Source organism: Citrobacter sp. wls706, from assembly GCF_005281305.1.
Classification (GTDB): Bacteria; Pseudomonadota; Gammaproteobacteria; order Enterobacterales; family Enterobacteriaceae; genus Citrobacter; species Citrobacter werkmanii.
Window position 1 is genome coordinate 93256 of record NZ_SZXG01000029.1, and the last position, 23431, is coordinate 116686.

The window sequence follows — 23431 nt, forward strand, 5'->3', positions numbered from 1 at the left end:
TTTGCGCTAAGAGCACGATCTCAAAAGCATTATCGAACCGATCCACTATCATTGAAAGGATATATTCTATCAACGTAGAACACTAATAGTAGAAAGCTAATAAGGAAATCATTATGCGCTACTCGAAACTCTCTCTGCTGGTTCCATGTGCACTACTTCTCAGCGCCTGTACTACCGTGACTCCGGCCTATAAAGATAACGGCACGCGTAGCGGTGCATGCGTAGAAGGCGGGCCAGACAGCGTGGCTCAACAATTCTATGATTACCGTATTCAGCATCGAAACAATGACATTACCGCCCTTCGTCCATACCTCAGCGACAATCTGGCTAAACTGCTGACCGATGCCAGCCGTGATAACGCGCATCGCGATCTGTTTAACAGCGATCCGTTCTCTAGCCGCTCTACGTTACCAGATAGAGCCAGCGTCGCCAGCGCATCGACTATTCCGAATAGTGATGCACGCAACATTCCGCTGCGCGTAGAGCTGAAACAGGGTGACCAAAGCTGGCGTGACGAAGTGCTGATGATCCGCGAAGGCCAGTGCTGGGTAGTAGACGACGTCCGCTATCTGGGCGGCAGCGTACACGCGCCAGCCGGGACGCTGCGCCAGTCTGTGGAAAACCGCTAGTCGCCCCCATTCACCCGCCTGTTTCATAAACCCCATAAATTGTCTGGCATTCTGCATAGAATGCCGACAATTATTCTTGCCCGCTGGTGGCCCCGCTATTTTGTGCTATGTTTAGATAAGAATGCGGTTTGCATTTAACTTTTAACGCATAAATATTGCATAACTATTCTGTCAAAGGTAGTATCTGCGGCTTCAATAGCTATCAGACTGCCAGCATACGAGTGTCAATGAGTATTCAATTAAACGGCATTAACTGCTTCTACGGCGCACATCAGGCGCTGTTCGATATCACGCTGGATTGCCCTCAGGGTGAAACACTGGTGTTACTTGGCCCTAGTGGAGCCGGGAAAAGCTCGCTACTGCGCGTACTCAACCTGCTTGAGATGCCGCGCTCGGGCACGCTCTCTATTGCGGGTAACCGTTTCGACTTCACGAAAACGCCGTCAGATAAAGCTATTCGCGATCTGCGCCAGAACGTGGGTATGGTTTTTCAGCAATATAATCTTTGGCCGCACCTCACGGTTGTACAGAATCTGATTGAAGCGCCCTGCCGTGTGCTCGGTCTGACAAAAGAGCAGGCAATGGCGCGCGCCGAGAAACTGCTCGAACGTCTGCGTCTGAAGCCCTACAGCGATCGTTATCCGCTGCATCTCTCCGGCGGCCAGCAGCAGCGTGTGGCAATTGCCCGCGCGTTGATGATGGAACCACAGGTACTGCTGTTTGACGAACCGACCGCCGCGCTTGATCCGGAAATTACCGCGCAAATCGTCAGCATCATTCGTGAGCTGGCGGAAACCAACATTACTCAGGTGATCGTCACCCACGAAGTGGAAGTTGCTCGTAAAACGGCCAGTCGTGTGGTGTATATGGAAAACGGTCATATCGTCGAGTTTGGGGATGCGAGCTGCTTTGCCAACCCGCAAACCGAAGCGTTTAAAAACTATCTTTCTCACTAAGATTCGGGACAATACAATGAAAAAAGTTCTGATTGCCGCGCTAATCGCAGGTTTTAGCCTTTCCGCTACCGCAGCCCAAACCATTCGTTTCGCTACCGAAGCGTCTTATCCTCCGTTTGAATCTATCGATGCGAATAACAAGATCGTAGGTTTTGACGTTGATCTGGCGAACGCGCTGTGTAAAGAGATCGATGCTACCTGTACGTTTACCAATCAGGCATTCGACAGCCTGATCCCAAGCCTGAAATTCCGTCGTTTTGACGCAGTGATGGCAGGCATGGACATCACGCCTGAGCGTGAAAAACAGGTCCTGTTTACCACCCCTTACTACGACAACTCTGCGCTGTTTGTTGGCCAGCAGGGTAAATACACCAGCATTGATCAGCTGAAAGGCAAAAAAGTTGGCGTACAAAACGGGACTACGCACCAGAAATTCATCATGGATAAGCATCCGGAAGTGACCACCGTACCATATGACAGCTATCAGAATGCCAAACTCGATCTGCAAAACGGTCGCATTGACGGTGTATTCGGTGATACCGCAGTGGTAACCGAGTGGCTGAAAGACAATCCAAAACTGGCTGCGGTTGGCGACAAAGTGACGGATAAAGATTACTTCGGTACGGGTCTGGGCATCGCGGTGCGTCAGGGCAACACTGAGCTGCAGCAGAAATTTAACGCTGCACTGGAAAAAGTGAAGAAAGATGGGACTTACGAGACCATCTACAACAAATGGTTCCAGAAGTAATATTTGATGAATGAATTTTTTCCGTTAGCAAGCGCCGCCGGGATGACCGTCGGCCTTGCGGTTTGTGCGCTAATCATTGGCCTCGCGCTCGCCATGTTTTTTGCCGTCTGGGAGTCCGTAAAATGGCGTCCGGTGGCATGGGCAGGTTCAGCGCTGGTTACCATTCTGCGCGGGTTACCAGAAATTCTGGTGGTTCTGTTTATCTATTTCGGCTCCTCGCAACTGCTGCTGACGCTGGCCGATGGTTTTACGATTAATCTCGGGTTTGTAGACATCCCGGTACAGATGCAGATCGAAAACTTCGACGTCAGTCCGTTCCTGTGCGGTGTGATTGCGCTGTCGTTACTGTACGCCGCCTATGCGTCGCAAACGCTGCGTGGCGCATTGAAGGCCGTACCACTCGGACAATGGGAATCGGGTCAGGCGTTGGGTTTATCTAAAACCGCGATCTTCTTTCGCCTGGTGATGCCGCAGATGTGGCGTCACGCTCTGCCGGGACTGGGTAACCAGTGGCTGGTATTGCTGAAAGATACCGCGCTGGTCAGCCTGATCAGCGTGAACGATCTGATGCTGCAAACCAAAAGCATTGCCACGCGTACCCAGGAGCCATTTACCTGGTACATTGTGGCGGCGGCTATTTACCTGGTGATTACGCTGGTGAGTCAGTACATTCTCAAACGCATTGACCTGCGCGCGACACGTTTTGAGCGGAGACCAGGCTGATGCTTGAGTATTTACCTGAATTGTTGAAAGGGCTGCATACCAGCCTGACGCTGACGGTTGCCTCCATCGTGGTTGCTCTGGTGCTGGCGCTGATTTTTACCGTCATCCTGACGCTAAAAACGCCGGTACTGGTCTGGCTGGTCCGCGCCTATATCACGCTGTTTACCGGTACGCCATTGCTGGTGCAAATCTTCCTGATCTACTACGGGCCAGGACAGTTCCCGACGCTGCAGGAATATCCGGTACTGTGGCATCTGCTCTCCGAACCGTGGCTGTGCGCGTTAATTGCGCTGTCGTTAAACAGTGCGGCTTACACCACGCAGCTGTTCTACGGCGCTATCCGCGCCATCCCGGAAGGTCAGTGGCAGTCATGCGGTGCATTAGGGATGAGCAAAAAGGATACGCTGGCGATTCTGTTGCCATACGCCTTTAAACGCGCCCTCTCCTCGTATTCCAACGAAGTGGTGCTGGTGTTTAAAAGTACCTCACTGGCTTACACCATCACGCTGATGGAAGTCATGGGCTACAGCCAACTGCTGTATGGTCGCACTTATGACGTCATGGTCTTCGGCGCGGCGGGCGTGATTTACCTGATCGTCAACGGTTTGCTGACGCTGATGATGCGCTTAATCGAACGTAAAGCGCTGGCGTTTGAACACCGGAATTAAGCCGATAACTGCATAAAGCGAAAAATAAAAGACGGGCAAGTCTAACAACCGCCCGTCTTTTTTTATATCGATAAAATACTTAATCATTTTTATTGCATATAAATTCATTAAATGGCATTGTTAATTCACGCCGCAGACACGGTAAATCATCATAAGATTGACAGACGGGAGTTCCACCATGAAAAAGTTAGTACTGGCCGCATTACTGGCTACTTTCGCCGCTGGCGCCTCAGCCGCTGATAAAATTAGCTTTGGTGTATCAGCGACTTATCCGCCATTTGAATCGCTGGACGCGAGCAACAAAATTGTTGGTTTTGACATTGACCTGGCAACGGCGCTGTGCAAACAAATGCAGGCGGAATGTACTTTTACCAATCATGCTTTCGACAGCCTGATCCCCGCGCTGAAATTCAAAAAATATGATGCAGTGATTTCCGGAATGGATATCACGCCTGAGCGTAGCAAACAGGTTGCGTTCACTCAGCCTTACTATGCTAACTCCGCGCTGGTTATTGCCAAAAAAGATACCTATAAAACCTTTGCCGATCTGAAAGGAAAACGCATCGGTATGGAAAACGGCACCACGCACCAGAAATACCTGCAGGACAAACATCCTGAAGTGAAAACCGTGGCCTATGACAGCTATCAGAATGCGATTATCGACCTGAAAAATGGCCGTATTGATGGCGTATTTGGCGATACCGCCGTCGTTAACGAGTGGCTGAAAACTAACCCGCAGTTAGGCGTGGCTACCGACAAAGTGACCGACCCACAATACTTCGGTACAGGTCTTGGCATTGCGGTTCGCCCGGATAACAAAGCCCTGCTGGAAAAACTGAATAACGCGCTGGCCGCCATCAAAGCGGACGGCACCTACCAAAAAATCAGCGATCAGTGGTTCCCGCAGTAATTTCCGCTCAATCTGAAAAGCCGCAACCGCGGCTTTTTTTTATCTCTTCGTCTGCGCTTTCAGTCAGTTCTTACGCCATAAATGCATTCATGGCATACACTAGTTAAAACGATAAAGAATGAGGCATAAGGATGATAGCGTTTCCTGCCAGCTTGCTGATCCTCAATGGAAAAAGTGCTGATAATCTTCCCCTACGTGACGCCATTGCAAATCTGCGTGATGAGGGTGTGGAAATCCATGTTCGCGTCACCTGGGAAAAAGGCGACGCTCAACGTTACGTGGATGAAGCGCGTCGATTAGGCGTTGCAACGGTGATTGCCGGCGGCGGCGACGGCACGATCAACGAAGTCTCGACAGCGCTAATCCAGTCGCAGGGGGGCAATATTCCCGCCCTGGGTATTTTACCGTTGGGAACGGCGAATGACTTTGCCACCAGCGTGGGTATACCCGACGACCTTGATAAAGCGTTAAAACTGGCTATTGCCGCAAATGCCGCTGAAATAGATATGGTACAGGTCAATGATAAAACCTGTTTTATCAATATGGCGACCGGCGGCTTCGGTACACGCATCACCACCGAAACGCCAGAAAAACTCAAAGCCGCGCTGGGCGGCGTATCGTATTTTATTCACGGTTTAATGCGCATGGATACGCTCAAGCCCGACGTCTGCGACATCCGTGGAGAAGATTTTCACTGGCAGGGCAAAGCGCTGGTGATTGGGATTGGTAATGGCCGCCAGGCCGGTGGTGGACAACAGCTTTGCCCGACGGCGCTGATTAACGACGGTCTGCTGCAACTGCGCATTTTCACCGGCGAGGAGTTGCTGCCTGGGCTGCTTTCAGCGTTAACGCAATCTGAAGACAACCCTAATATCATTGATGGCGCTTCATCGTGGTTTGATATCCGCGCCCCACACGAAATTACCTTTAATCTTGATGGCGAACCGCTCAGCGGACAGGAATTTCATATTGAAATCCTGCCCGCGGCGCTACGTTGCAGACTGCCGCCGGGTTGCCCGTTGTTGCGCTAACAAAACGGCACCCCGCCGGAATCAGGCAATGGTGACTTTGCTGTCCAGATAAACATCCTGCACGGCGTTAATCAGCTTAACGCCGTCGGCCATGGTTTTCTTGAAAGCTTTGCGTCCAAGGATCAGCCCCATACCGCCAGCACGTTTATTAATGACCGCCGTACGTACCGCATCGCTCAGATCGGTTTCTCCACCGGCAGCGCCGCCAGAGTTAATTAATCCGGCGCGCCCCATATAGCAGTTCGCCAACTGATAGCGTACCAGGTCAATCGGGTTATCGCTGGTCAGCTTGCTGTAGACGCGATCGTCGGTGTAGCCAAAGTTAACGGCTTTGTATCCGCCGTTATTTTCCGCCATTTTCTGCTTCACAATATCCGCCCCAATGGTGGCTGCCAGATGGTTAGCCTGACCGGTGAGATCGGCGGAGACGTGATAATCCACGCCGTCTTTCTTAAACGCGGAGTTACGCAGATAAGCCCACAGTACGGTGACCATACCCAGTTCATGGGCACGCTCAAACGCGGCAGAAATCTCTTCAATCTGACGGCGAGACTCCTCAGAACCGAAATAGATTGTCGCCCCGACCGCAACCGCGCCCATATTGAACGCCTGCTCGACGCTGGCGTATAGCGTCTGGTCAAACGTATTGGGATAACTGAGCGTTTCGTTGTGGTTAATCTTCACAAGGAACGGAATGCGGTGCGCGTAACGGCGGGAAACAGAAGCCAGCACGCCATAAGTCGATGCCACGCAGTTACACCCTGCTTCGATTGCCAGTTCCACGATATTCTTTGGATCAAAGTACAACGGGTTAGCCGCAAACGATGCCCCGGCGGAATGCTCCACGCCCTGGTCCACCGGAAGAATCGACAGGTACCCTGTTCCGGCCAGACGGCCCGTGTTATACAGCGTCTGCATATTACGCAGTACGGCTGGCGGACGGTTGTTATCAACCATTACGCGATCGACGTAATCATGTCCTGGCAGGTAAAGTTGGTCAGAAGGAATGGTCATACAACGATGCTGTAAAAGGCTGTCGGCATCTTTGCCAAGCAACTGCGCAATATCAGTCATAGCTATGCTCCCGTAAGTTCCGATTAATAATCGGAATGTGAATTATCCTGACCCGCTTTTTGCGGGCAGCAATAAGCCTGGTACCGACTGCGCTTTTTTTCCATCTTTAGCGCACTTTTCAGCGATTTCCGCTGGAACGATTCAGGAAGAAATAGTGTTAAGGCGGTCAAATTTAGACCACAAAGGTATTTTAAAGGTATTATCAGGTGGTACTATCAACGCGTACCTTACCTGTCATGAAGGATTTAAAGATGAAAACTACAGTTAAGCTGTCGTTCATGATGTTTGTTGAGTGGTTTATCTGGGGCGCCTGGTTTGTCCCACTTTGGCTGTGGCTCAGCAAAAGTGGCTTTACCGCGGGTGAAATTGGTTGGTCATACGCCTGTACCGCCATTGCCGCGATCCTGTCGCCGATTCTGGTTGGCTCTATCACTGACCGCTTCTTCTCAGCGCAAAAAGTCCTCGCCGTGTTGATGTTTGTCGGCGCTATCCTGATGTACTTCGCCGCGCAGCAAACCACCTTCAGCGGATTCTTCCCGCTGTTACTGGCCTATTCACTGACCTACATGCCGACAATTGCGTTAACCAACAGTATCGCTTTTGCCAACGTACCGGACGTTGAGCGTGATTTCCCACGCATTCGCGTGATGGGCACCATTGGCTGGATTGCGTCTGGTTTGGCCTGCGGCTTCTTGCCGCAAATGCTCGGCTATAGCGATATTTCCCCCACCAATATTCCCCTGCTTGTCACGGCCGGAAGTTCCGCGCTGTTAGGCGTTTTTGCGTTCTTTTTACCGGATACGCCGCCGAAAAGTACCGGCAAGATGGATTTCAAAGTCATGCTGGGGCTGGATGCGCTGATCCTGCTGCGGGATAAGAACTTCCTCGTCTTTTTCTGTTGCTCATTCCTGTTTGCCATGCCGCTGGCGTTTTATTACATCTTCGCCAACGGTTATCTGACAGAAGTTGGGATGAAAAATGCCACCGGTTGGATGACGCTGGGCCAGTTCTCTGAAATCTTCTTTATGCTGGCGCTGCCGTTCTTCACCAAACGCTTTGGCATTAAAAAGGTATTATTGCTTGGTCTTATTACTGCGGCTATCCGCTACGGATTCTTCGTTTACGGCGGTGCGGAAGAATATTTCACTTATGCCCTGCTGTTTCTCGGCATTCTGCTACACGGCGTCAGTTACGACTTCTACTACGTTACGGCCTATATCTATGTCGATAAAAAAGCGCCAGTACACATGCGCACCGCAGCGCAAGGGCTTATCACGCTCTGCTGTCAGGGATTCGGCAGCCTGCTGGGTTATCGTCTGGGCGGCGTAATGATGGAAAAAATGTTTGCCTATAAGGAACCGGTTAATGGTCTCACCTTCAACTGGGCGGGCATGTGGGGATTTGGCGCGATCATGATCGCCGTCATTGCCGTGCTGTTTATGATTTTCTTTCGCGAATCAGACAAAGAAATTACCGCCATTAAGGTGGATGATCGCGATGTAGCGTTGAAACAAGGGGAAGTGAAATGAAAGCAGAACGTATTCTCGGTGCTCTTTATGGGCAGGCGTTAGGGGATGCGATGGGCATGCCGTCGGAACTGTGGCCAAGAACCCGGGTAAAAGCACACTTCGGTTGGATCGACCGTTTCTTGCCTGGACCTGCGGAAAATAATGCCGCCTGCTATTTTAACCAGGCGGAATTTACCGATGACACATCCATGGCCTTGTGTCTGGCTGATGCCCTGCTTGAATGTGACGGAAAGATAGTCCCAGACGTTATTGGCCGCAATATTCTGGCCTGGGCCGAACGTTTCGATGCTTTTAATAAAAACGTGCTTGGTCCAACATCAAAAATTGCGCTAAATGCCATTCGCAACGGCAAACCTGTTGCCGAACTGGAAAATAATGGCGTCACTAACGGGGCGGCAATGCGCGTTTCGCCGCTGGGATGTCTGCTGCCCGCGCGCGATCTCGATACCTTTATTGATGACGTGGCACTGGCCTCCAGCCCGACGCATAAATCGGATCTGGCTATCGCCGGCGCAGTCGTCATCGCATGGGCGGTGTCGCGTGCTATCGACGGAGGAAAATGGTCGGAGATTGTTGACGCGCTACCTGCCATTGCCCGACATGCGCAGCAAAAACGGATCACCACCTTTAGCGCCTCGCTCTCTGCCCGCCTTGAACTGGCGCTAAAAATCGTCCGTCATGCCGATGGTATAGAGTCCGCCAGCGAGCAGTTGTACCAGGTCGTTGGGGCCGGAACCAGCACCATTGAGTCCGTGCCCTGCGCCATCGCGATGGTCGAACTGTCGCAGACCGATCCTAACCGCTGCGCCATTCTGTGCGCGAATCTTGGCGGCGATACCGACACCATCGGAGCAATGGCGACCGCTATTTGCGGTGCATTGCACGGCGTAAGCGCGATTGACCCGGCATTGAAACAGGAACTGGATGCGGTAAATCAGCTGGACTTTACCCGCTATGCCAGCGGATTACTGCGACTGCGCGGACAACGGGAGGCGCTATGAACAGCACCTCGCGTCTGCAACAACTTCTCCCGCAGTTAGGTTCACACAGGCCGGTCACGGTGGTGGGGGCAGCGGTCATTGATGTGATTGCCGATGCGTATGCCCTCCCCTGGCGCGGATGTGATATCGAGCTTAAACAGCAAGGCGTTAACATTGGCGGCTGCGCGCTCAATATTGCCGTGGCGCTCAGGCGTTTAGAGATCAACGCCAGCAATGCGCTACCGCTGGGTCAGGGGGTATGGGCCGATATTATCCGCAACCGGATGGCAAAAGAGGGATTGCATAGCCTGATCGACAACGCGGAAGGCGATAACGGCTGGTGTCTGGCGCTGGTGGAACCGGATGGCGAACGTACCTTTATGTCTTTTAGCGGCGTCGAAAACCAGTGGAACGCCGACTGGCTGGCGCGTCTGAACATCCCGCGTAACAGCCTGGTCTATCTGTCAGGCTATCAGTTAACCTCTCCATGTGGCGAGCTGCTGGTACAGTGGCTGGAAGGTCTGGAAGACGTGACGCCATTTATCGATTTTGGTCCGCGAATCGGCGATATTTCAGACGACTTAATGGCGCGAATCATGGCCTGCCGCCCGCTAGTATCGCTCAATCGACAGGAGGCCGAAATTGCCGCCGAGCGGTTTGCATTAAGCCAGGATGTAGAGGGTTTTGGAGCAGAGTGGGTGCGCCGTTTCGCCGCGCCGGTGGTGATACGCCACGATAAAGACGGCGCGTGGTATTTCAGCGCGCAAACATCCGGTTGCGTGCCAGCATTTAAGACCACCGTCGTTGATACCATTGGCGCGGGCGACAGCCACGCTGGCGGCATGCTGGCCGGACTGGCGTCAGGCTGGCCGCTGGCTGATGCGGTACTGCTGGGCAATGCGGTGGCTTCCTGGGTAGTCGGGCATCGCGGCGGCGATTGCGCCCCCTCGCGAGAGGCGTTACTCCTCGCACACAAAGACGTATAGATCGCTTCGGCAATAGCTGATGCTGTATTCAATGGGCCGTTGCTGCTGGTCAAGCGCTACCTGCTTGATCACCAGCACCGGCACTTTACTGTCCATTTGAATGTGAGCCTGGAACTCCGCGTCTGGCATCCGGGCGCTGACGCGTGAACGCGTACGCTGCGGGAAGATATGCTGGCTGCGAAAATAGTCGTACAGCGAAACGCCGATGGCATCCACATCATGGATTAGTTGGGCCGGTACCCATGACTCTTCAATAGAAACGGCTTCTTCATCGACATAGCGAATACGTTTGAGCAGGAAGACCTCACTCCCGACAGCAACAGCCAACTGCTGCGCCACCTCTTCCGGGCAAGGCACAATGCGCTTGTTGACCCACAGCGTATCTGGTTTTTTTCCGCGTAAAACGACCTGCTGCGAAAAACCCCGCGCTTCTTTGAGCGAATACTCGAAGATGTTGTTGATCTGCGTCCCGTAACCGCGGGCGCGTGTCACCACGCCTTCTTCCTCCAGAGCCTGCATCGCCTTGCGTACCGTAATCCGCGACACGCCAGTCAACTGGCTGAGATCACGCTCGCCGGGCAGGATATTGCCATGCTCCAGAATCCCGCTGCGCACAGCGTTTTTCACCGTTTGCGCAAATTTCATATACAGCGGCGTGTTATCTGCCGCTGCAATGCGTTCATTCAGTTGCGCGATAAGCTGGGTATGCGCTTGTTCCATTTATCTTTTTCCTGCAGCCGTTTCTGCAGCCAGTATACTCATTACCACCACGCGTGGAAATGATGCACCGGACCAATTCCCTCACCCACTTCCAGCGTGTCAGCCTGTGCCAGCGCCGCCGAAAGCCACAGTTTGGCTTCCTGTACCGTATCAGCCCAATTGTTATGCCGTGGACGCAGCGCCGCCAGCGCTGCGGAAAGAGTACAACCGGTACCGTGGGTATTTTTGGTCATCACCCTTGGCGCAGTAAAACGCTGTTCGCCATCACGGGTAAACAGCCAGTCCGGGCTTTGCGCATCCTCCAGATGACCGCCTTTCATCAGCACGGCCTCACAGCCCAGCGCTCGCAGCTCCCTTCCCTGTTCTAACATCTCCTGCTCAGTTTGCGCATGCGATGCGCCGAGCAATGCCGCGGCCTCCGGCAAATTTGGGGTGATAATTGAAACCTGCGGCAACAAACGGGTACGCAGCGTTTCTACCGCCGCGGGCGACAGTAACGGATCGCCACTTTTCGCCAGCATCACCGTATCCAGCACCACATTTTGCACCCGATGGCGGTGCAAACGTTCGGCCACCGCTTCAACAATATCCGCTTCCGCCAGCATGCCGATTTTGGTGGTATCGATACGTACATCGCTGAACACCGAGTCCAGTTGTGCGGCGACAAAGTCAGGTTCAATGCGATACACCGACTGCACCCCGCGCGTATTTTGCGCCACCAACGCGGTGATCACCGAACAGCCGTAAGCGCCAAGCGCGGAGAAAGTTTTTAAATCGGCCTGAATACCCGCGCCACCGCTGGGATCGGTTCCGGCGATCGTTAATGCGTTAATCCGTTTCATGCTTGCTCCTGCGCGTTCAGGTTATAGAGGGCGTCGAGAAATGCAGGGACAAAACTGCCCGGTCCGGTCGATTGTTGCGTGGCGATTTGTCCAGCCTGCTTCATCCAGCTACAGGCGGAGGCGACGTTATCAAGCCGGTCGCCGGGCAAGGCACAGCTGGCCGCAACGACCGCAGATAGCGCGCAACCTGTGCCGACCACGCGCGTCATCAATATATCGCCGCCATTCACGCAGACGGTACGCTGAGCATCGGTAACATAGTCCACTTCGCCGGTCACCACGACGATGGTCCCTACCTCACGAGCCAACGCCTGGGCCGCGCCAAGCGCAGCGGTTGGCGTATCGGTCGTATCCACGCCACGCCCCCCGCCGTTCATCCCCGCCAGCGCCAGTATTTCCGAGGCATTACCGCGAATTACGGCTGGCTGTAGCGACAGTAAATCCAGACAAAAGCGGCGGCGAAACTCAAGAGCGCCCACGGCAACGGGATCGAGCGCCCAGGGGGTTTTAGCAAGGTATGCCTGCTCAACGGCAGCGCGCATCGCCGTGGCCCGGTCACGAGTAAGCGTGCCGACGTTAACCAGCAACGCGCTGGCGATAGCCGCAAACTGGCTGGCTTCCTCGGGCTCAATCACCATCGCAGGTGATGCGCCTAACGCCAACAGCGTATTGGCGGTAAAGTTTTGCACGACCTCATTGGTCATACAGTGTACAAGTGGGGAAAGCGTTCTAAATTGGTGTAAGGCGTGGGCCGCGAGCGCGCGGCTGTGCAGGTCAGGCTGCATGGTTCAGCTCCTGCCCGCGCGAAGAAGGGACACGAGCAGTGTCAGACTTCCCTACGCTGGCATTATCCAGATCAGGTGGTACGGGTATTTCTCAGCCTTCACCAGGAAGGGCACTCCGAGTCGTTGAAACACAAACGTAATATGCTGGTTTCAGCAACAGGATACTGCCTGTGTCTGATGATGTAAATCGGCACGGCACGCTGATGCTTCGCCGCTAAACCTCTGGTCACAGTTGCCGGATTTCTGTACTTTCATTTACACTTTTTACGAAATTACTGGAGTGATCACAAAATAATGCTTGTCAGATGTCCTGTTAGCCAGGAATCATACATGACTGATTTTGATGACCCGAACAGGTAGAGAGGATGGGTATGAAGAAGAAAATGTTGCTGGGCGCGCTGTTGCTCGTAACCAGCACTGTCTGGGCCGCGCCTACAGCTACTGCTGCCGCAAAGGGTATTGATCAATATGAGCTAAAAAGTTTTATTGCTGACTTTACCCATTTCAAACCCGGTGACAAAGTTCCACCACTGTATCTCACCAGCGAATACACCATTAAGCAGTGGAATCTGCGCAACCTGCCCGCACCGACGGCAGGTACCCACTGGACCTATATGGGCGGCGCGTATGTGCTGGTCAATGATGCCGATGCTAAGATCATTAAAGCCTACGATGGCGAGATTTTTTATCATCGATAATGGTATTTAATTAAAATGAAGAACACGTACTGTCCAAGAGGCAATTCGTGTTCTAAATTTCATGAAAAATCAATCATATGTAATAGTAAAAACAACCTTGCTTTGCACTTTCCCTGTTCGTAACGGTTCATTATTAATTCGTGCATACCTGGCACTAACTATAAAATTATAATATTTATCAACCGCCCCCATCTTTTCTATTCTTTTTAAAACAGATCCGTTTTTTAAGGGGACACTGGTATCTGAACCACTGTAGATATTAAATCCCACTCCTTGCGCACCATCAGGTAAAGTGTTTTTCAGGGTAAGTCCATCATCCGACCAATCGCCAGAAGAAACTTTAAGTGTTACAGGATTTGTTGCTACACTATACACACCGTTACATTCTAGCTTGAGAGTATCAGAAACATTTTCTCCATATCTACCAGCCTGTAAATCTTTCATAGAAATATTCGGTAAAGAAATAGCATAATCAGACTGTAAAAACTTACAGGTTGTCGGTTTATGCGTTATATTGAAGGTTATTTTTTGCGAAAATGAAGCATTCAGACCTAGTAAACATGCTAAAATATTTGTCAAACTACAGCTGGAATTTGATGAAAATATAATCGCATCATCAATAGTAAAGGTGCTGGTGTTAGAAAACCGCTGTTTTACATTACCAGGAGCGTCGACATATTCAACCTTAAGTTGAATATCTTTTGTATTAAACAGATCTGCTGCTGAATAATCACGACTGGGAAATACTGAACCTGGCGTAGGTATTGGCGATTCCCCCCCGACAGAAGCATTTAATTTAATATATATAGATTTCCCGCCTGAAGAATTTTGCAATTCAACTATATAATCTTGTAGGCTATTGGCTATATAAATTTTATCTCCAGAGCTATAACAACTAAAACTCCCATCAAAATTCGTATTGAAATTTTTAGTCTCCCCTTGGTCCGTTAATGTGAAACTAATGTTAGCATCTTTTTCTTGCGTTCCCGAGCAAGTTGCGTAAGACATCATTGGAAATAATAAAACCAACATTATGTAATACTTTTTCATGTATCACCTCACCGACAAATATAAACTTTACTTTCATCAATCGTTTTATCGAAGGTGATTGCGCATGAAAGTCCCTGTTGTTTATCGACCGCCACTTTTATCTCCGGCGGTACTTGGTTGGTACGAATAAAAAGCTGACTTCCCTGACCTACCACACCAATATTTTGTCCATGGCTGTCTTCAACTTCATAGCCAAACGTCAGCGGTGAACCATCTGGACGCAACGCACGAATAAACCATGGCTGACGTTGATCGGTCTCAAATTTAACCAACACCACGGCACCCCGATAGGGAGCGGTACTGTGTCGATTCCCCATCAACTCGGTTTCACTGTTCGTATTTGAAATATCCAGCATCAGGTTATTTTCCCGATAGGGGGTAATAGTATCGTATAACACTACACCGTTATGGTTCGTGGTACGGTATCGTTGCCCGTTAACATAGGCCCCTTCCAGTCCCGGAGCCTGAAGAATAGCAAAGGTATCTGAGAGACGATTAGCCAGATTCACTCCGCCAGACCATGCCAACACCCCGCCTGAAATATTGCCGCTGGCTTGCATATATTTATTTGACTGGCTATAGCTGCCGTTTAGCGTAGCAAGCGGTGCATTCCACGTTAGGTTGGCACCAGCCATCGTTTCGCTGTCCTGACGCTGATGACTCAGGTTGACACCGTAGTTAAACTGGTCGCGATCGCCAATCGTTCCTGAAAGCCCGGTCGTATTTGAGGCAAAGCCGTCATCATCAAAAGTTGTTGAATTGGATACATATAAACGTCGGCTTCTTGAAGTAATATCATCACCCCATTCAAACGGAATAGAGATAAAAAAGTTAAACCGCTTATCTTCGCGATGATTTTCATCATAAGTCTGACTGGCAGAAAACGTATAACTGATCCGTTGCCATGTATTGGAATAACTCAACTGATAATCTTTATTGCTGCCGCTACGCCCCCAATAATCGCGCCATAGTGTACTCAGTGACACAGACCCCCAGCCGACTGGTAAAGATTGGTTGATGTTTGCAGAAAAACTATTTTTACGGCCAAAATCATTCTGGTAATAATCTGCAATGTCATAAACATCATTTTCATCACGATGATAGCTGTCTTTATTATTAGCCCAAACGTGATCGTTAAACGTTCGGTAATCCCGTGATGAGTATCGATAGGCAGCAAGGCCAAAACGCGTGGCGGTTTGTGTTAAATATTTATTATAAGCAATTTGATAGCTTTGCCCATCAAATACATCGCCATTATCCTGTTTACTGTGCGAACGCGTCGCATCCACGGAGATGGCGCCAATTCGGGTATTCCAGCCAGTCCCTAACGTAAACGAATTGTAGTTATCAGCGAGCATCGTACCGGCGTATAACGTCAAGAGGTTATTCCACCCATATTGATAACTTAGCTGGGTAAAATCGGTTTGGTTACTTGCACCCTCAATATGGCTGCGACCAGCGACAAAATCATATTTGGATACACCAGGTTGCAGCATATTCGGGACAGAAGAGAACGGTACCAGATAGGTCGTTACTGACCCATCGGCCTCTTTAATACTGACATCAAGATCAGCACCACCGCCCGCCAGTTGTAAATCAGCGATAGAAAACGGACCTGGCGGTACCTCTTTTTGGTAAACCACAAAGCCGTTCTGCTCAATAGTCACTAACGCATTACTCTGTGCAATCCCCTGAACCAATGGCGTAAAATTTTGCCTTGAGTTCGGTAACATCTGCATATCACGGTACACTCGCACTCCGCGAAAGCGCACAGAGTCAAAAATATCAGACGATGTGTACATATCCCCGACACGCAGAGTACCGAGAATTTGCGAGATCCCACGCTCAAGGTAAAAAGTATTACTTTTCCACTCACCGCTACTGTCTTGAGCTTTGGTATAGCTGGCATCTGAATGTAACTGCCAGCCCAGCAGATTCAGTCCACTGTTAAAACGAGCATAGGTGCTTTTACTATTACCAGAATTTTTATAGTCGCTGTAGTACTGACTAAGGTAATAAGAAGTATAAAGAGCATTAATTCCACGGTCCCAGTTTTCTGGGGGAACATAACCATTTTCCAATTCATCTACATAAGCCTGGGGTACGCTAAGGTTTAACTGAAATTTTCCTATATTCCAACTATAGCTTCCTCCTTGAACCATTTGCTTAAGCGTCAGACATGTCTGGGTTTTATCGATCTCATCAGTATTAATTCCTAAACGCGAAATCGTATCGCGGGACAGACAAGTTTCTTCAGGGGTGTCTTTAACAGTAATCTCATATTTACCGCGCCATTGAGTATTGACATAGATATCAACATCATACTGCCCTGGCAATGGATGGTTATCATCAATACGGAAATCAGAAACCTTCGCCCCCTTCATACCACCAGTCATAAAATTGGTATCGAAGGTCTCTTCAGCATAGGTAGTAATACTCCATAACGAAATTAATATCGCAGAAGCAAGCGGGGTCATCCTTAACATAATCAGCTCCTGTTATTTCAAGCTGACGCTATCACTTATAAAGCTGCCATAATCATTGATAATGGTTAATTTATATTGGTTAGCGTTACTACTTTTAACCATGACGGGTTCACTAGAGAATGGTGCGACCATCACTGATTTATCATTTATTTTCACACTGCCAAATTTTATCTCAGCTACCGTAACCCAATTAGCATTGTCATTTTTTATGATAAAACTCTTACCATTGCGTACCAAAACTATTTTTTTGAAAGTCGCACTATTAACTGGTGCAATACCTGACGGACGGTAAAATAATTTAATACGATTCTGCATCGCAAACTTTATAACATTCTTGCCAGCATTTACTGGGTTATTAGGCGGAATATCCAGTACATTAAGATAAAACAGGCTCTCTTTATTTTTCGGCAACGTATTGGGCATTTTTTTGATTTTGAGCTGTTGACCTGAATTGCCCGGCACCCTGACCACTGGAGGCGTTAATAAAAAGGGAACCTGAATCTTCTCTGGCGGTAATGATGTATTACCATCATCGATCCAGGCCTGAACCAGAGAGGCATTTTGTTCCTGGTTCATTAACTGCAGCGTTATTTCACTTTTTTCCGCGGGGTAAATAACTCTTGTGCCATAAATCACTATCCCTGCATGAACTGGTGTAACAACTGATAATGTGATTACCGCACATAGCATCTTCATTTTTCATTCCTTATTTTATGCCGGCAACCAAGGTTGCCGGCATAACATTATTCCTGGATGACCATCAGTTTTACAGTTCCGTTTACCTTACCCTCAGAAACGTTAGTTGCTACTTTTGCATACCGCGCAGAAAGAAGCAACTCATATTTATTATCGCCTAATGATTTAAGATCAGAAATAGCAAGCGTTGAGTTTCCGTCTTTTTCAATTAACTTATTTTTATGGTATAATTTAAAACCAACACCGGTAGCACCACCAGAACCCTGAGCCACTGTGTTTTCGATAACATCATTATAATCGAAAGCAGCACCATCAACTTTAATAATTACATCTTTGGTTGGATCGCATACCAAAATCATTGGTGTTGTCGCTTCATTTTCGCCAAATGGAACATCAACGCCAACATCGTAACCTTGAAATGCCGAAGCAGGTACATTTCCTAATTCAATTGCAGAAACGTTATTCCCATTATCGAATCGACAAGCGGTACCTGTTACTTCGCCAGTAATTGTCAAAGTTCCTTGTTCCTCTGCAGGAGCAGCATAAGCCCCACCACTCAAAAATACGCCAGCCAATACAGCAGCAATAATTGAACGATTCATAGTATCTTCCTTAATCAATATATTTAGATTTGTTACGCGGTGTTATTCCTGTAACTAGAATCTACACGTTTAAATCGTTACCGCAATGTAAACGGAATGTTTTTTTGATTTAAAACAAGTTACTCCGTGCAATATAATCGCAACAAATAGATAGAAACCAAACTTATTTGCACAATTAATAAGTTAGCGTAATTTACCATTCATATTTATTTTTAGGATAAATAAAAAAGCCCATATCATTCATGAAGGTGATATGGGCTATATGAAAGAGAATATTCTAGTCGTAGCGATTGAGGATAATTTGACGATTATCGCTCCCCGGAATAGCCACCAGTTCCGTTGTTACTCCCCTCGCCACCGACGTGACAGTTTGTTCGGTACTGGAAACGTGGGTGGTGTTGCCGCAGCGCTGTTGAAGTTGAGCATTTACCACTTCAGTACTGCAGGTCGGCGCGACAACGGTGCCGCTAATAGTTAAGGTTGCGGTATCTGCGCCCAATGTGGGAAGACTTAATCCATAAGCCAGAACTATAATTCCCAGCGACAAAGTTTTTTTCATCTAAATGTCGTTCCTGTATTAAACCCGATTTAACATGCAGGGTGGTTATTTGGCGCAATGATAGATGTACTATCACGCGAAAACCAATTGAAATACTAAATCAATGAGATAGGCATGATCAATTTAAATGATGAATAACGGATTTAATTCAGAAAAAATCATGTTTTATTAAGGTAGGATAAACAATACTCTATTTTCCCTTCATCTTATATATTCACCACATCAATATATAATTGATGCGGTGAATAATATTTAACGCGATAAATTACACCGCGCGGAAGGCAATCTCGCCAGGAATAACTTCACCCTGCCAGTACAGCTGCGCTGCTACGCGCCCTGCAAGGTCACGGTAAATAGCAGTAAATTCGCTGTCTGGGCGGCTGATAACCGTCGGTGTACCGCGATCGAGGTCTTCACGCAGAGAAATATGCAGCGGCATTTGTCCCAGCAGTTGGGTGTGGTACTGCTCGGCCAGTTTCTGCGCGCCACCGGTGCCAAAGATTGGCTCATGATGACCGCAATTGCTGCAAATATGCATACTCATATTCTCAACAATACCCAACACCGGCACTTCGACTTTTTCGAACATCACAATGCCTTTTTTCGCATCGATCAGCGCAATATCCTGCGGCGTGGTCACTACAACCGCCCCTGTTACCGGAATGTTCTGCGCCAGCGTCAGTTGGATGTCACCGGTGCCCGGCGGCATATCCAGTACCAGATAATCAAGATCCGGCCATAAGGTTTCCTGCAGCATCTGCAACAGCGCTTTACTGGCCATCGGGCCGCGCCACACCATGGCGTTATCGTCAGTGACCAGATAGCCAATGGAGTTGGTCGCCAGACCGTGAGACATAATCGGCGCCATATGAGTGCCGTCCGGCGAAGTTGGACGCTGGTTTTCCGCACCGAGCATCGTCGGGATGGACGGGCCATAAATATCGGCGTCAAGAATGCCCACCTTCGCCCCTTCCGCAGCCAGCGCCAGCGCCAGGTTCACCGCGGTCGAGGATTTGCCTACGCCACCTTTGCCCGAGCTAACGGCAATGATGTTCTTCACACCATTAATACCCGGCTGGTTTTTCACGCGCTTCAGCGTCGCGATGTTATGCGACAACTTCCAGTCAATCGCCTTCGCGCCGGTAATACGCAGCAGATCGGCACTGCATTGCTCTTTTAATGCTTCAAACGCGCTATGCCAGACGAAGGGCATGACCAGCTCGACGTGCAACGTGTCATCCATCCAGGCGACGTGGTGCAACGCTTTAAGCGTCGTCAGATTATGCTTCAGGGTTGAATGCTGAAAATTCGCCAGCGTCCCGGCGACCATCGCGCGCAGGGTTTCTGGTGATTTGGCCTGGGATTGTGGGTTCATCCCGACTCCTTTTTGTTGTTCTGAAAATACAATAGTCACCAGGTAGTTTACTCCAACCGCAACAATTATTCATTTACGTATAAATGCCCTTATCGCTTGGCGCAGTAATTACCATTTTGGTACTATCAAAGCCCTTTTCACTACAAAAGAAGTAATTGCCCACTATGACTCAAGTCGCGAAGAAAATTCTGGTAACGTGCGCGCTGCCGTACGCCAACGGCTCTATCCACCTCGGCCATATGCTGGAGCACATCCAGGCTGATGTCTGGGTCCGTTACCAGCGAATGCGCGGCCACCAGGTAAACTTCATCTGCGCGGACGACGCCCACGGTACGCCAATCATGCTGAAAGCACAGCAACTTGGGATCACGCCAGAGCAGATGATCGGTGAAATGAGTCAGGAGCATCAGACTGATTTTGCAGGTTTTGACATCAGCTACGACAACTACCACTCTACGCATAGCGAAGAGAACCGTGAGCTGTCTGAGCTGATTTACACGCGCCTGAAGGAGAACGGTTTTATTAAAAACCGCACTATCTCCCAACTGTACGATCCGGAAAAAGGCATGTTCCTGCCTGACCGTTTCGTTAAAGGCACCTGTCCGAAATGTAAGTCTCCGGATCAGTACGGCGATAACTGTGAAGTCTGCGGCGCAACCTACAGCCCGACCGAACTTATCGAGCCGAAATCCGTCGTTTCCGGCGCAACACCGGTGATGCGTGACTCAGAACACTTCTTCTTTGACCTGCCATCGTTCAGCGAAATGCTGCAGGCGTGGACGCGCAGCGGCGCGTTGCAGGAGCAGGTCGCCAACAAAATGCAGGAATGGTTTGAATCTGGCCTGCAGCAGTGGGATATTTCCCGCGACTCACCGTACTTCGGTTTTGAAATCCCGAATGCGCCTGGCAAGTACTTCTACGTCTGGCTGGATGCGCCAATTGGCTATATGGGATCGTTCAAAAATCTGTGCGACAAGCGCGGCGACACGACCAGTTTTGATGAGTACTGGAAAAAAGACTCCGACGCCGAGCTGTATCATTTCATCGGCAAGGACATCGTCTACTTCCACAGCCTGTTCTGGCCTGCCATGCTGGAAGGCAGCAACTTCCGTAAGCCGACTAACCTGTTCGTACACGGTTATGTGACGGTGAACGGCGCGAAGATGTCCAAATCTCGCGGCACCTTTATTAAGGCCAGCACCTGGCTGAAGCACTTCGACGCCGACAGCCTGCGTTACTACTACACGGCGAAGCTCTCTTCACGTATTGATGACATCGACCTGAACCTGGAAGACTTTGTCCAGCGCGTTAACGCCGACATCGTCAACAAAGTGGTCAACCTGGCCTCCCGTAACGCAGGCTTTATCGCCAAGCGTTTCGACGGCGTGCTGGCGGCTGAACTGGCCGACCCGGCACTGTATAAAACCTTCACCGATGCCGCTGCAGTCATTGGCGAAGCGTGGGAAAGCCGTGAATTCGGTAAAGCTATCCGTGAAATCATGGCGCTGGCCGACGTGGCAAACCGCTACGTTGACGAACAGGCCCCGTGGGTTGTGGCTAAACAGGAAGGCCGCGATGCGGACCTGCAGGCAATTTGCTCAATGGGCATCAACCTGTTCCGCGTTCTGATGACTTACCTGAAACCGGTACTGCCGACGCTGGCTGAACGCGTTGAAGCCTTCCTGAACAGCGAACTGAACTGGGATGCTATCGAGCAGCCGCTGCTCGGTCACAAGGTCAACACCTTTAAGGCACTCTACAATCGCATCGACATGAAGCAAGTTGAAGCGCTGGTTGAAGCGTCTAAAGAAGAGGTGAAAGCCGCGGCCGCACCGGTTACCGGCCCGCTGGCGGACGATCCGATTCAGGAAACCATCACCTTTGACGATTTCGCCAAAGTTGACCTGCGCGTCGCGTTGATTGAAAACGCTGAGTTCGTAGACGGTTCTGACAAACTGCTGCGTCTGACGCTGGATCTCGGTGGCGAGAAGCGCAACGTCTTCTCCGGTATTCGTTCTGCTTATCCGGATCCGCAGGTCCTGATTGGACGCCAGACCATTATGGTTGCCAACCTGGCACCGCGTAAAATGCGCTTCGGTATTTCCGAAGGTATGGTAATGGCGGCAGGTCCTGGCGGGAAAGATATCTTCCTGTTAAGCCCGGACGAAGGTGCAAAACCTGGCCAACAGGTGAAGTAAGATATATCAAGCGCTGCAATGGCAGCGCTTTTTTTTGCGTTAGCTTTTCCCCTAATCTTAAACTCGTCACTTCACTCTATTTTCGGACTGCTCAGTTATCACGATTAGATTTATTCTATACTGCTTTGCTATTAAGGTCGTACGGGCCCATTAAATTCACAGGCTCTATTATTTTGCATCCAATATTCATGAAATGGAGTTTTACATGAAAGCGTTACAAAAATTACTTTCACTCGCCGCGGCATCTGTTCTGGTTTTTTCCCTCGCGGGTTGCGGTGATAAAGAAGAGACGAAAACTTTCAATGCCAACCTTAACGGCTCGGATATTACCGTCTCTTACACCTATAAGGGCGATAAGGTTCTGAAACAAATTTCTGAAAGCAAAATCAGCTATGCGTCTGTCGGCGCCAGCAATAAAGAAGAAGCAGCAAAAGTCTTCGACGCCTTAAGCGCTAAATATCATAATATTCCGGGCATTGAAGAAAAGCTCACCTATACAGACACCTACGCGCAAGAAAATGTCACCATCGATATGGAAAAGGTCGATATAAAATCGTTGCAGGCCATCTCCGGGATGAAGCTATCTGAGAATGCCGATAAAAACATCAGCATGAAGCAAATGCAAACGGTAATGGAAGCGGCGGGTTTTAAAGAAGTGAAATAAACGACCGGCGACCCGATTTTAATCGTGGTCGCCCGTTTTTCTCGTTATGCTTTCGCGTTGTGTACGCGAGAGGTCAAACCGCGCAGGAAATAACGCAGGAACTGATCGCCACATTCGCGATAGTTTTTATGATCCGGCGCGCGCATCATGGCGGTAATTTCCGGCATCGACACGCGAAATTTCTGCTCGGTCATAATGGCCAGAATATCATCGGTTTTCAGCGAAAAGGCGATACGCAGCTTTTTCAGCACCGTATTGTTATTAACACGACGCTCAAGCGCCAGTTCCGGCGCTGAATCATCTTTCCCGCGCAGATGATAAATCAGACCGTTTAAAAAACCGGAAAGAATGATATCCGGGCAGCGCACAAACCCATCTTCATCTTCTTTTGTCATCCAGGTATCAAAACCCGCAGAGGTGGATTCCATGTCAGCAAGCGCAAGAATACGCACCATGTCGTTATTGTTCGCTTTCAGGGTGTAGCGCAGGCTACGAAGAATATCGTTACTTAGCATAGAGCCT

The 23431-nt window shown here is 49.8% G+C and carries 24 protein-coding genes and 1 riboswitch; of the genes, 13 read left to right on the forward strand and 11 right to left on the reverse strand.

Translation table 11 applies throughout. The annotated features are described in order from the left end of the window. Window positions 1-113: 113 nt before the first annotated feature. The 7 genes from FDW92_RS05350 to yegS all read left to right on the forward strand — a co-directional run bounded on the left by FDW92_RS05350 (window position 114) and on the right by yegS (window position 5665). The gene (locus FDW92_RS05350; protein ID WP_042307397.1) at window positions 114-629 is read left to right on the forward strand and encodes a lipoprotein; all 516 of its coding nucleotides are present in this window, start codon (window positions 114-116) and stop codon (window positions 627-629) included. A 227-nt stretch (window positions 630-856) separates the two neighbouring features. Continuing rightward, on the forward strand, window positions 857-1585 hold the full coding sequence (artP, locus tag FDW92_RS05355; protein ID WP_003027295.1) for an arginine ABC transporter ATP-binding protein ArtP: 729 nt from the start codon (window positions 857-859) through the stop codon (window positions 1583-1585). 16 nt (window positions 1586-1601) lie between these two features. Then, entirely contained in the window at window positions 1602-2333 is a 732-nt protein-coding gene (gene artI / locus FDW92_RS05360; protein WP_003027298.1) for an arginine ABC transporter substrate-binding protein ArtI, read from the forward strand. A 6-nt stretch (window positions 2334-2339) separates the two neighbouring features. Further along, window positions 2340-3056 (forward strand): arginine ABC transporter permease ArtQ, encoded by a 717-nt coding sequence (gene artQ / locus FDW92_RS05365; protein ID WP_042307396.1) that lies wholly within the window; start codon window positions 2340-2342, stop codon window positions 3054-3056. Beyond that, entirely contained in the window at window positions 3056-3724 is a 669-nt protein-coding gene (artM, locus tag FDW92_RS05370; protein WP_003844364.1) for an arginine ABC transporter permease ArtM, read from the forward strand. The genes artQ and artM overlap by 1 nt, the downstream gene beginning before the upstream one ends. Before the next feature lie 178 nt (window positions 3725-3902). After that, complete coding sequence (gene artJ / locus FDW92_RS05375; RefSeq protein WP_042307394.1) at window positions 3903-4634, forward strand: arginine ABC transporter substrate-binding protein ArtJ; 732 nt, start codon at window positions 3903-3905, stop codon at window positions 4632-4634. A 131-nt stretch (window positions 4635-4765) separates the two neighbouring features. Further along, window positions 4766-5665 carry a lipid kinase YegS gene (gene yegS / locus FDW92_RS05380; protein WP_042307392.1) on the forward strand — a complete coding sequence of 300 codons (900 nt, stop codon included), beginning with the start codon at window positions 4766-4768 and terminating at the stop codon, window positions 5663-5665. 21 nt (window positions 5666-5686) lie between these two features. On the opposite strand, the gene fbaB is transcribed toward yegS, so the two are convergent. Next, window positions 5687-6739 (reverse strand): class I fructose-bisphosphate aldolase, encoded by a 1053-nt coding sequence (gene fbaB, locus FDW92_RS05385; RefSeq protein WP_006683855.1) that lies wholly within the window; start codon window positions 6737-6739, stop codon window positions 5687-5689. Between the two features lie 251 nt (window positions 6740-6990). On the opposite strand from fbaB, the gene FDW92_RS05395 reads away from it, so the two are divergent. From FDW92_RS05395 to FDW92_RS05405, 3 genes are read left to right on the forward strand one after another with little or no spacing between them, the layout of a single operon-like run. Continuing rightward, on the forward strand, window positions 6991-8268 hold the full coding sequence (locus FDW92_RS05395; protein WP_042307390.1) for a nucleoside permease: 1278 nt from the start codon (window positions 6991-6993) through the stop codon (window positions 8266-8268). Then, window positions 8265-9269 (forward strand): ADP-ribosylglycohydrolase family protein, encoded by a 1005-nt coding sequence (locus tag FDW92_RS05400; protein ID WP_042307388.1) that lies wholly within the window; start codon window positions 8265-8267, stop codon window positions 9267-9269. Before FDW92_RS05395 ends, FDW92_RS05400 begins: the two co-directional genes overlap by 4 nt. After that, the gene (locus tag FDW92_RS05405; RefSeq protein WP_042307385.1) at window positions 9266-10234 is read left to right on the forward strand and encodes a PfkB family carbohydrate kinase; all 969 of its coding nucleotides are present in this window, start codon (window positions 9266-9268) and stop codon (window positions 10232-10234) included. The genes FDW92_RS05400 and FDW92_RS05405 overlap by 4 nt, the downstream gene beginning before the upstream one ends. Here FDW92_RS05405 and FDW92_RS05410 read toward each other — a convergent pair. Genes FDW92_RS05410 through thiM form a run of 3 tightly spaced genes read right to left on the reverse strand, consistent with a single transcriptional unit; the run spans window position 10208 to window position 12581 of the window. Continuing rightward, window positions 10208-10954: a GntR family transcriptional regulator gene (locus FDW92_RS05410; protein WP_042307383.1), complete on the reverse strand. Its 747-nt coding sequence runs from the start codon at window positions 10952-10954 to the stop codon at window positions 10208-10210. The genes FDW92_RS05405 and FDW92_RS05410 overlap by 27 nt on opposite strands. 41 nt (window positions 10955-10995) lie before the next feature. After that, a complete protein-coding gene (gene thiD, locus FDW92_RS05415) occupies window positions 10996-11796 on the reverse strand; it encodes a bifunctional hydroxymethylpyrimidine kinase/phosphomethylpyrimidine kinase (protein WP_042307381.1) in 801 nt (266 codons plus the stop codon). Next, window positions 11793-12581, reverse strand: coding sequence for a hydroxyethylthiazole kinase (gene thiM, locus FDW92_RS05420; RefSeq protein ID WP_042307380.1), 789 nt, complete (start codon window positions 12579-12581; stop codon window positions 11793-11795). Before thiM ends, thiD begins: the two co-directional genes overlap by 4 nt. Before the next feature lie 31 nt (window positions 12582-12612). Further along, window positions 12613-12709, reverse strand: a riboswitch (TPP riboswitch). Window positions 12710-12946: 237 nt separating this feature from the next. On the opposite strand from thiM, the gene FDW92_RS05425 reads away from it, so the two are divergent. Next, window positions 12947-13279 (forward strand): RcnB family protein, encoded by a 333-nt coding sequence (locus FDW92_RS05425; protein WP_006683848.1) that lies wholly within the window; start codon window positions 12947-12949, stop codon window positions 13277-13279. A 69-nt stretch (window positions 13280-13348) separates the two neighbouring features. Here FDW92_RS05425 and FDW92_RS05430 read toward each other — a convergent pair whose 3' ends face one another. The 6 genes from FDW92_RS05430 to apbC form a co-directional block, all read right to left on the reverse strand. Next, window positions 13349-14329, reverse strand: coding sequence for a fimbrial protein (locus tag FDW92_RS05430; RefSeq protein WP_042307379.1), 981 nt, complete (start codon window positions 14327-14329; stop codon window positions 13349-13351). 8 nt (window positions 14330-14337) lie between these two features. Next, entirely contained in the window at window positions 14338-16815 is a 2478-nt protein-coding gene (locus FDW92_RS05435) for a fimbrial biogenesis outer membrane usher protein (protein WP_042307378.1), read from the reverse strand. Between the two features lie 12 nt (window positions 16816-16827). Beyond that, window positions 16828-17511: a fimbria/pilus periplasmic chaperone gene (locus FDW92_RS05440; RefSeq protein ID WP_042307377.1), complete on the reverse strand. Its 684-nt coding sequence runs from the start codon at window positions 17509-17511 to the stop codon at window positions 16828-16830. 47 nt (window positions 17512-17558) lie between these two features. Beyond that, on the reverse strand, window positions 17559-18113 hold the full coding sequence (locus FDW92_RS05445; RefSeq protein WP_137400581.1) for a fimbrial protein: 555 nt from the start codon (window positions 18111-18113) through the stop codon (window positions 17559-17561). Between the two features lie 277 nt (window positions 18114-18390). Further along, the gene (locus tag FDW92_RS05450; RefSeq protein ID WP_042307374.1) at window positions 18391-18672 is read right to left on the reverse strand and encodes a DUF2574 family protein; all 282 of its coding nucleotides are present in this window, start codon (window positions 18670-18672) and stop codon (window positions 18391-18393) included. Between the two features lie 265 nt (window positions 18673-18937). Next, complete coding sequence (gene apbC, locus FDW92_RS05455) at window positions 18938-20047, reverse strand: iron-sulfur cluster carrier protein ApbC (protein ID WP_042307372.1); 1110 nt, start codon at window positions 20045-20047, stop codon at window positions 18938-18940. Window positions 20048-20211: 164 nt separating this feature from the next. On the opposite strand from apbC, the gene metG reads away from it, so the two are divergent. Both metG and FDW92_RS05465 read left to right on the forward strand, forming a co-directional pair. Further along, window positions 20212-22245: a methionine--tRNA ligase gene (metG, locus tag FDW92_RS05460; protein WP_079223487.1), complete on the forward strand. Its 2034-nt coding sequence runs from the start codon at window positions 20212-20214 to the stop codon at window positions 22243-22245. 205 nt (window positions 22246-22450) lie between these two features. After that, window positions 22451-22909 carry a YehR family lipoprotein gene (locus FDW92_RS05465; RefSeq protein ID WP_042307369.1) on the forward strand — a complete coding sequence of 153 codons (459 nt, stop codon included), beginning with the start codon at window positions 22451-22453 and terminating at the stop codon, window positions 22907-22909. A 44-nt stretch (window positions 22910-22953) separates the two neighbouring features. On the opposite strand, the gene FDW92_RS05470 is transcribed toward FDW92_RS05465, so the two are convergent. Then, the gene (locus FDW92_RS05470) at window positions 22954-23424 is read right to left on the reverse strand and encodes a DUF1456 family protein (protein WP_042307978.1); all 471 of its coding nucleotides are present in this window, start codon (window positions 23422-23424) and stop codon (window positions 22954-22956) included. Window positions 23425-23431: the final 7 nt, after the last annotated feature.

Excerpts from the sequence above, each read along its gene's own strand:
- FDW92_RS05350 (WP_042307397.1), top strand. The coding sequence starts at position 114 with ATGCGCTACTCGAAACTCTCTCTGCTGGTTCCATGTGCACTACTTCTC.
- artP (WP_003027295.1), top strand. The coding sequence starts at position 857 with ATGAGTATTCAATTAAACGGCATTAACTGCTTCTACGGCGCACATCAG.
- artI (WP_003027298.1), top strand. The coding sequence starts at position 1,602 with ATGAAAAAAGTTCTGATTGCCGCGCTAATCGCAGGTTTTAGCCTTTCC.
- artQ (WP_042307396.1), top strand. The coding sequence starts at position 2,340 with ATGAATGAATTTTTTCCGTTAGCAAGCGCCGCCGGGATGACCGTCGGC.
- artM (WP_003844364.1), top strand. The coding sequence starts at position 3,056 with ATGCTTGAGTATTTACCTGAATTGTTGAAAGGGCTGCATACCAGCCTG.
- artJ (WP_042307394.1), top strand. The coding sequence starts at position 3,903 with ATGAAAAAGTTAGTACTGGCCGCATTACTGGCTACTTTCGCCGCTGGC.
- yegS (WP_042307392.1), top strand. The coding sequence starts at position 4,766 with ATGATAGCGTTTCCTGCCAGCTTGCTGATCCTCAATGGAAAAAGTGCT.
- fbaB (WP_006683855.1), bottom strand. The coding sequence starts at position 6,739 with ATGACTGATATTGCGCAGTTGCTTGGCAAAGATGCCGACAGCCTTTTA.
- FDW92_RS05395 (WP_042307390.1), top strand. The coding sequence starts at position 6,991 with ATGAAAACTACAGTTAAGCTGTCGTTCATGATGTTTGTTGAGTGGTTT.
- FDW92_RS05400 (WP_042307388.1), top strand. The coding sequence starts at position 8,265 with ATGAAAGCAGAACGTATTCTCGGTGCTCTTTATGGGCAGGCGTTAGGG.
- FDW92_RS05405 (WP_042307385.1), top strand. The coding sequence starts at position 9,266 with ATGAACAGCACCTCGCGTCTGCAACAACTTCTCCCGCAGTTAGGTTCA.
- FDW92_RS05410 (WP_042307383.1), bottom strand. The coding sequence starts at position 10,954 with ATGGAACAAGCGCATACCCAGCTTATCGCGCAACTGAATGAACGCATT.
- thiD (WP_042307381.1), bottom strand. The coding sequence starts at position 11,796 with ATGAAACGGATTAACGCATTAACGATCGCCGGAACCGATCCCAGCGGT.
- thiM (WP_042307380.1), bottom strand. The coding sequence starts at position 12,581 with ATGCAGCCTGACCTGCACAGCCGCGCGCTCGCGGCCCACGCCTTACAC.
- FDW92_RS05425 (WP_006683848.1), top strand. The coding sequence starts at position 12,947 with ATGGGTATGAAGAAGAAAATGTTGCTGGGCGCGCTGTTGCTCGTAACC.
- FDW92_RS05430 (WP_042307379.1), bottom strand. The coding sequence starts at position 14,329 with ATGAAAAAGTATTACATAATGTTGGTTTTATTATTTCCAATGATGTCT.
- FDW92_RS05435 (WP_042307378.1), bottom strand. The coding sequence starts at position 16,815 with ATGTTAAGGATGACCCCGCTTGCTTCTGCGATATTAATTTCGTTATGG.
- FDW92_RS05440 (WP_042307377.1), bottom strand. The coding sequence starts at position 17,511 with ATGAAGATGCTATGTGCGGTAATCACATTATCAGTTGTTACACCAGTT.
- FDW92_RS05445 (WP_137400581.1), bottom strand. The coding sequence starts at position 18,113 with ATGAATCGTTCAATTATTGCTGCTGTATTGGCTGGCGTATTTTTGAGT.
- FDW92_RS05450 (WP_042307374.1), bottom strand. The coding sequence starts at position 18,672 with ATGAAAAAAACTTTGTCGCTGGGAATTATAGTTCTGGCTTATGGATTA.
- apbC (WP_042307372.1), bottom strand. The coding sequence starts at position 20,047 with ATGAACCCACAATCCCAGGCCAAATCACCAGAAACCCTGCGCGCGATG.
- metG (WP_079223487.1), top strand. The coding sequence starts at position 20,212 with ATGACTCAAGTCGCGAAGAAAATTCTGGTAACGTGCGCGCTGCCGTAC.
- FDW92_RS05465 (WP_042307369.1), top strand. The coding sequence starts at position 22,451 with ATGAAAGCGTTACAAAAATTACTTTCACTCGCCGCGGCATCTGTTCTG.
- FDW92_RS05470 (WP_042307978.1), bottom strand. The coding sequence starts at position 23,424 with ATGCTAAGTAACGATATTCTTCGTAGCCTGCGCTACACCCTGAAAGCG.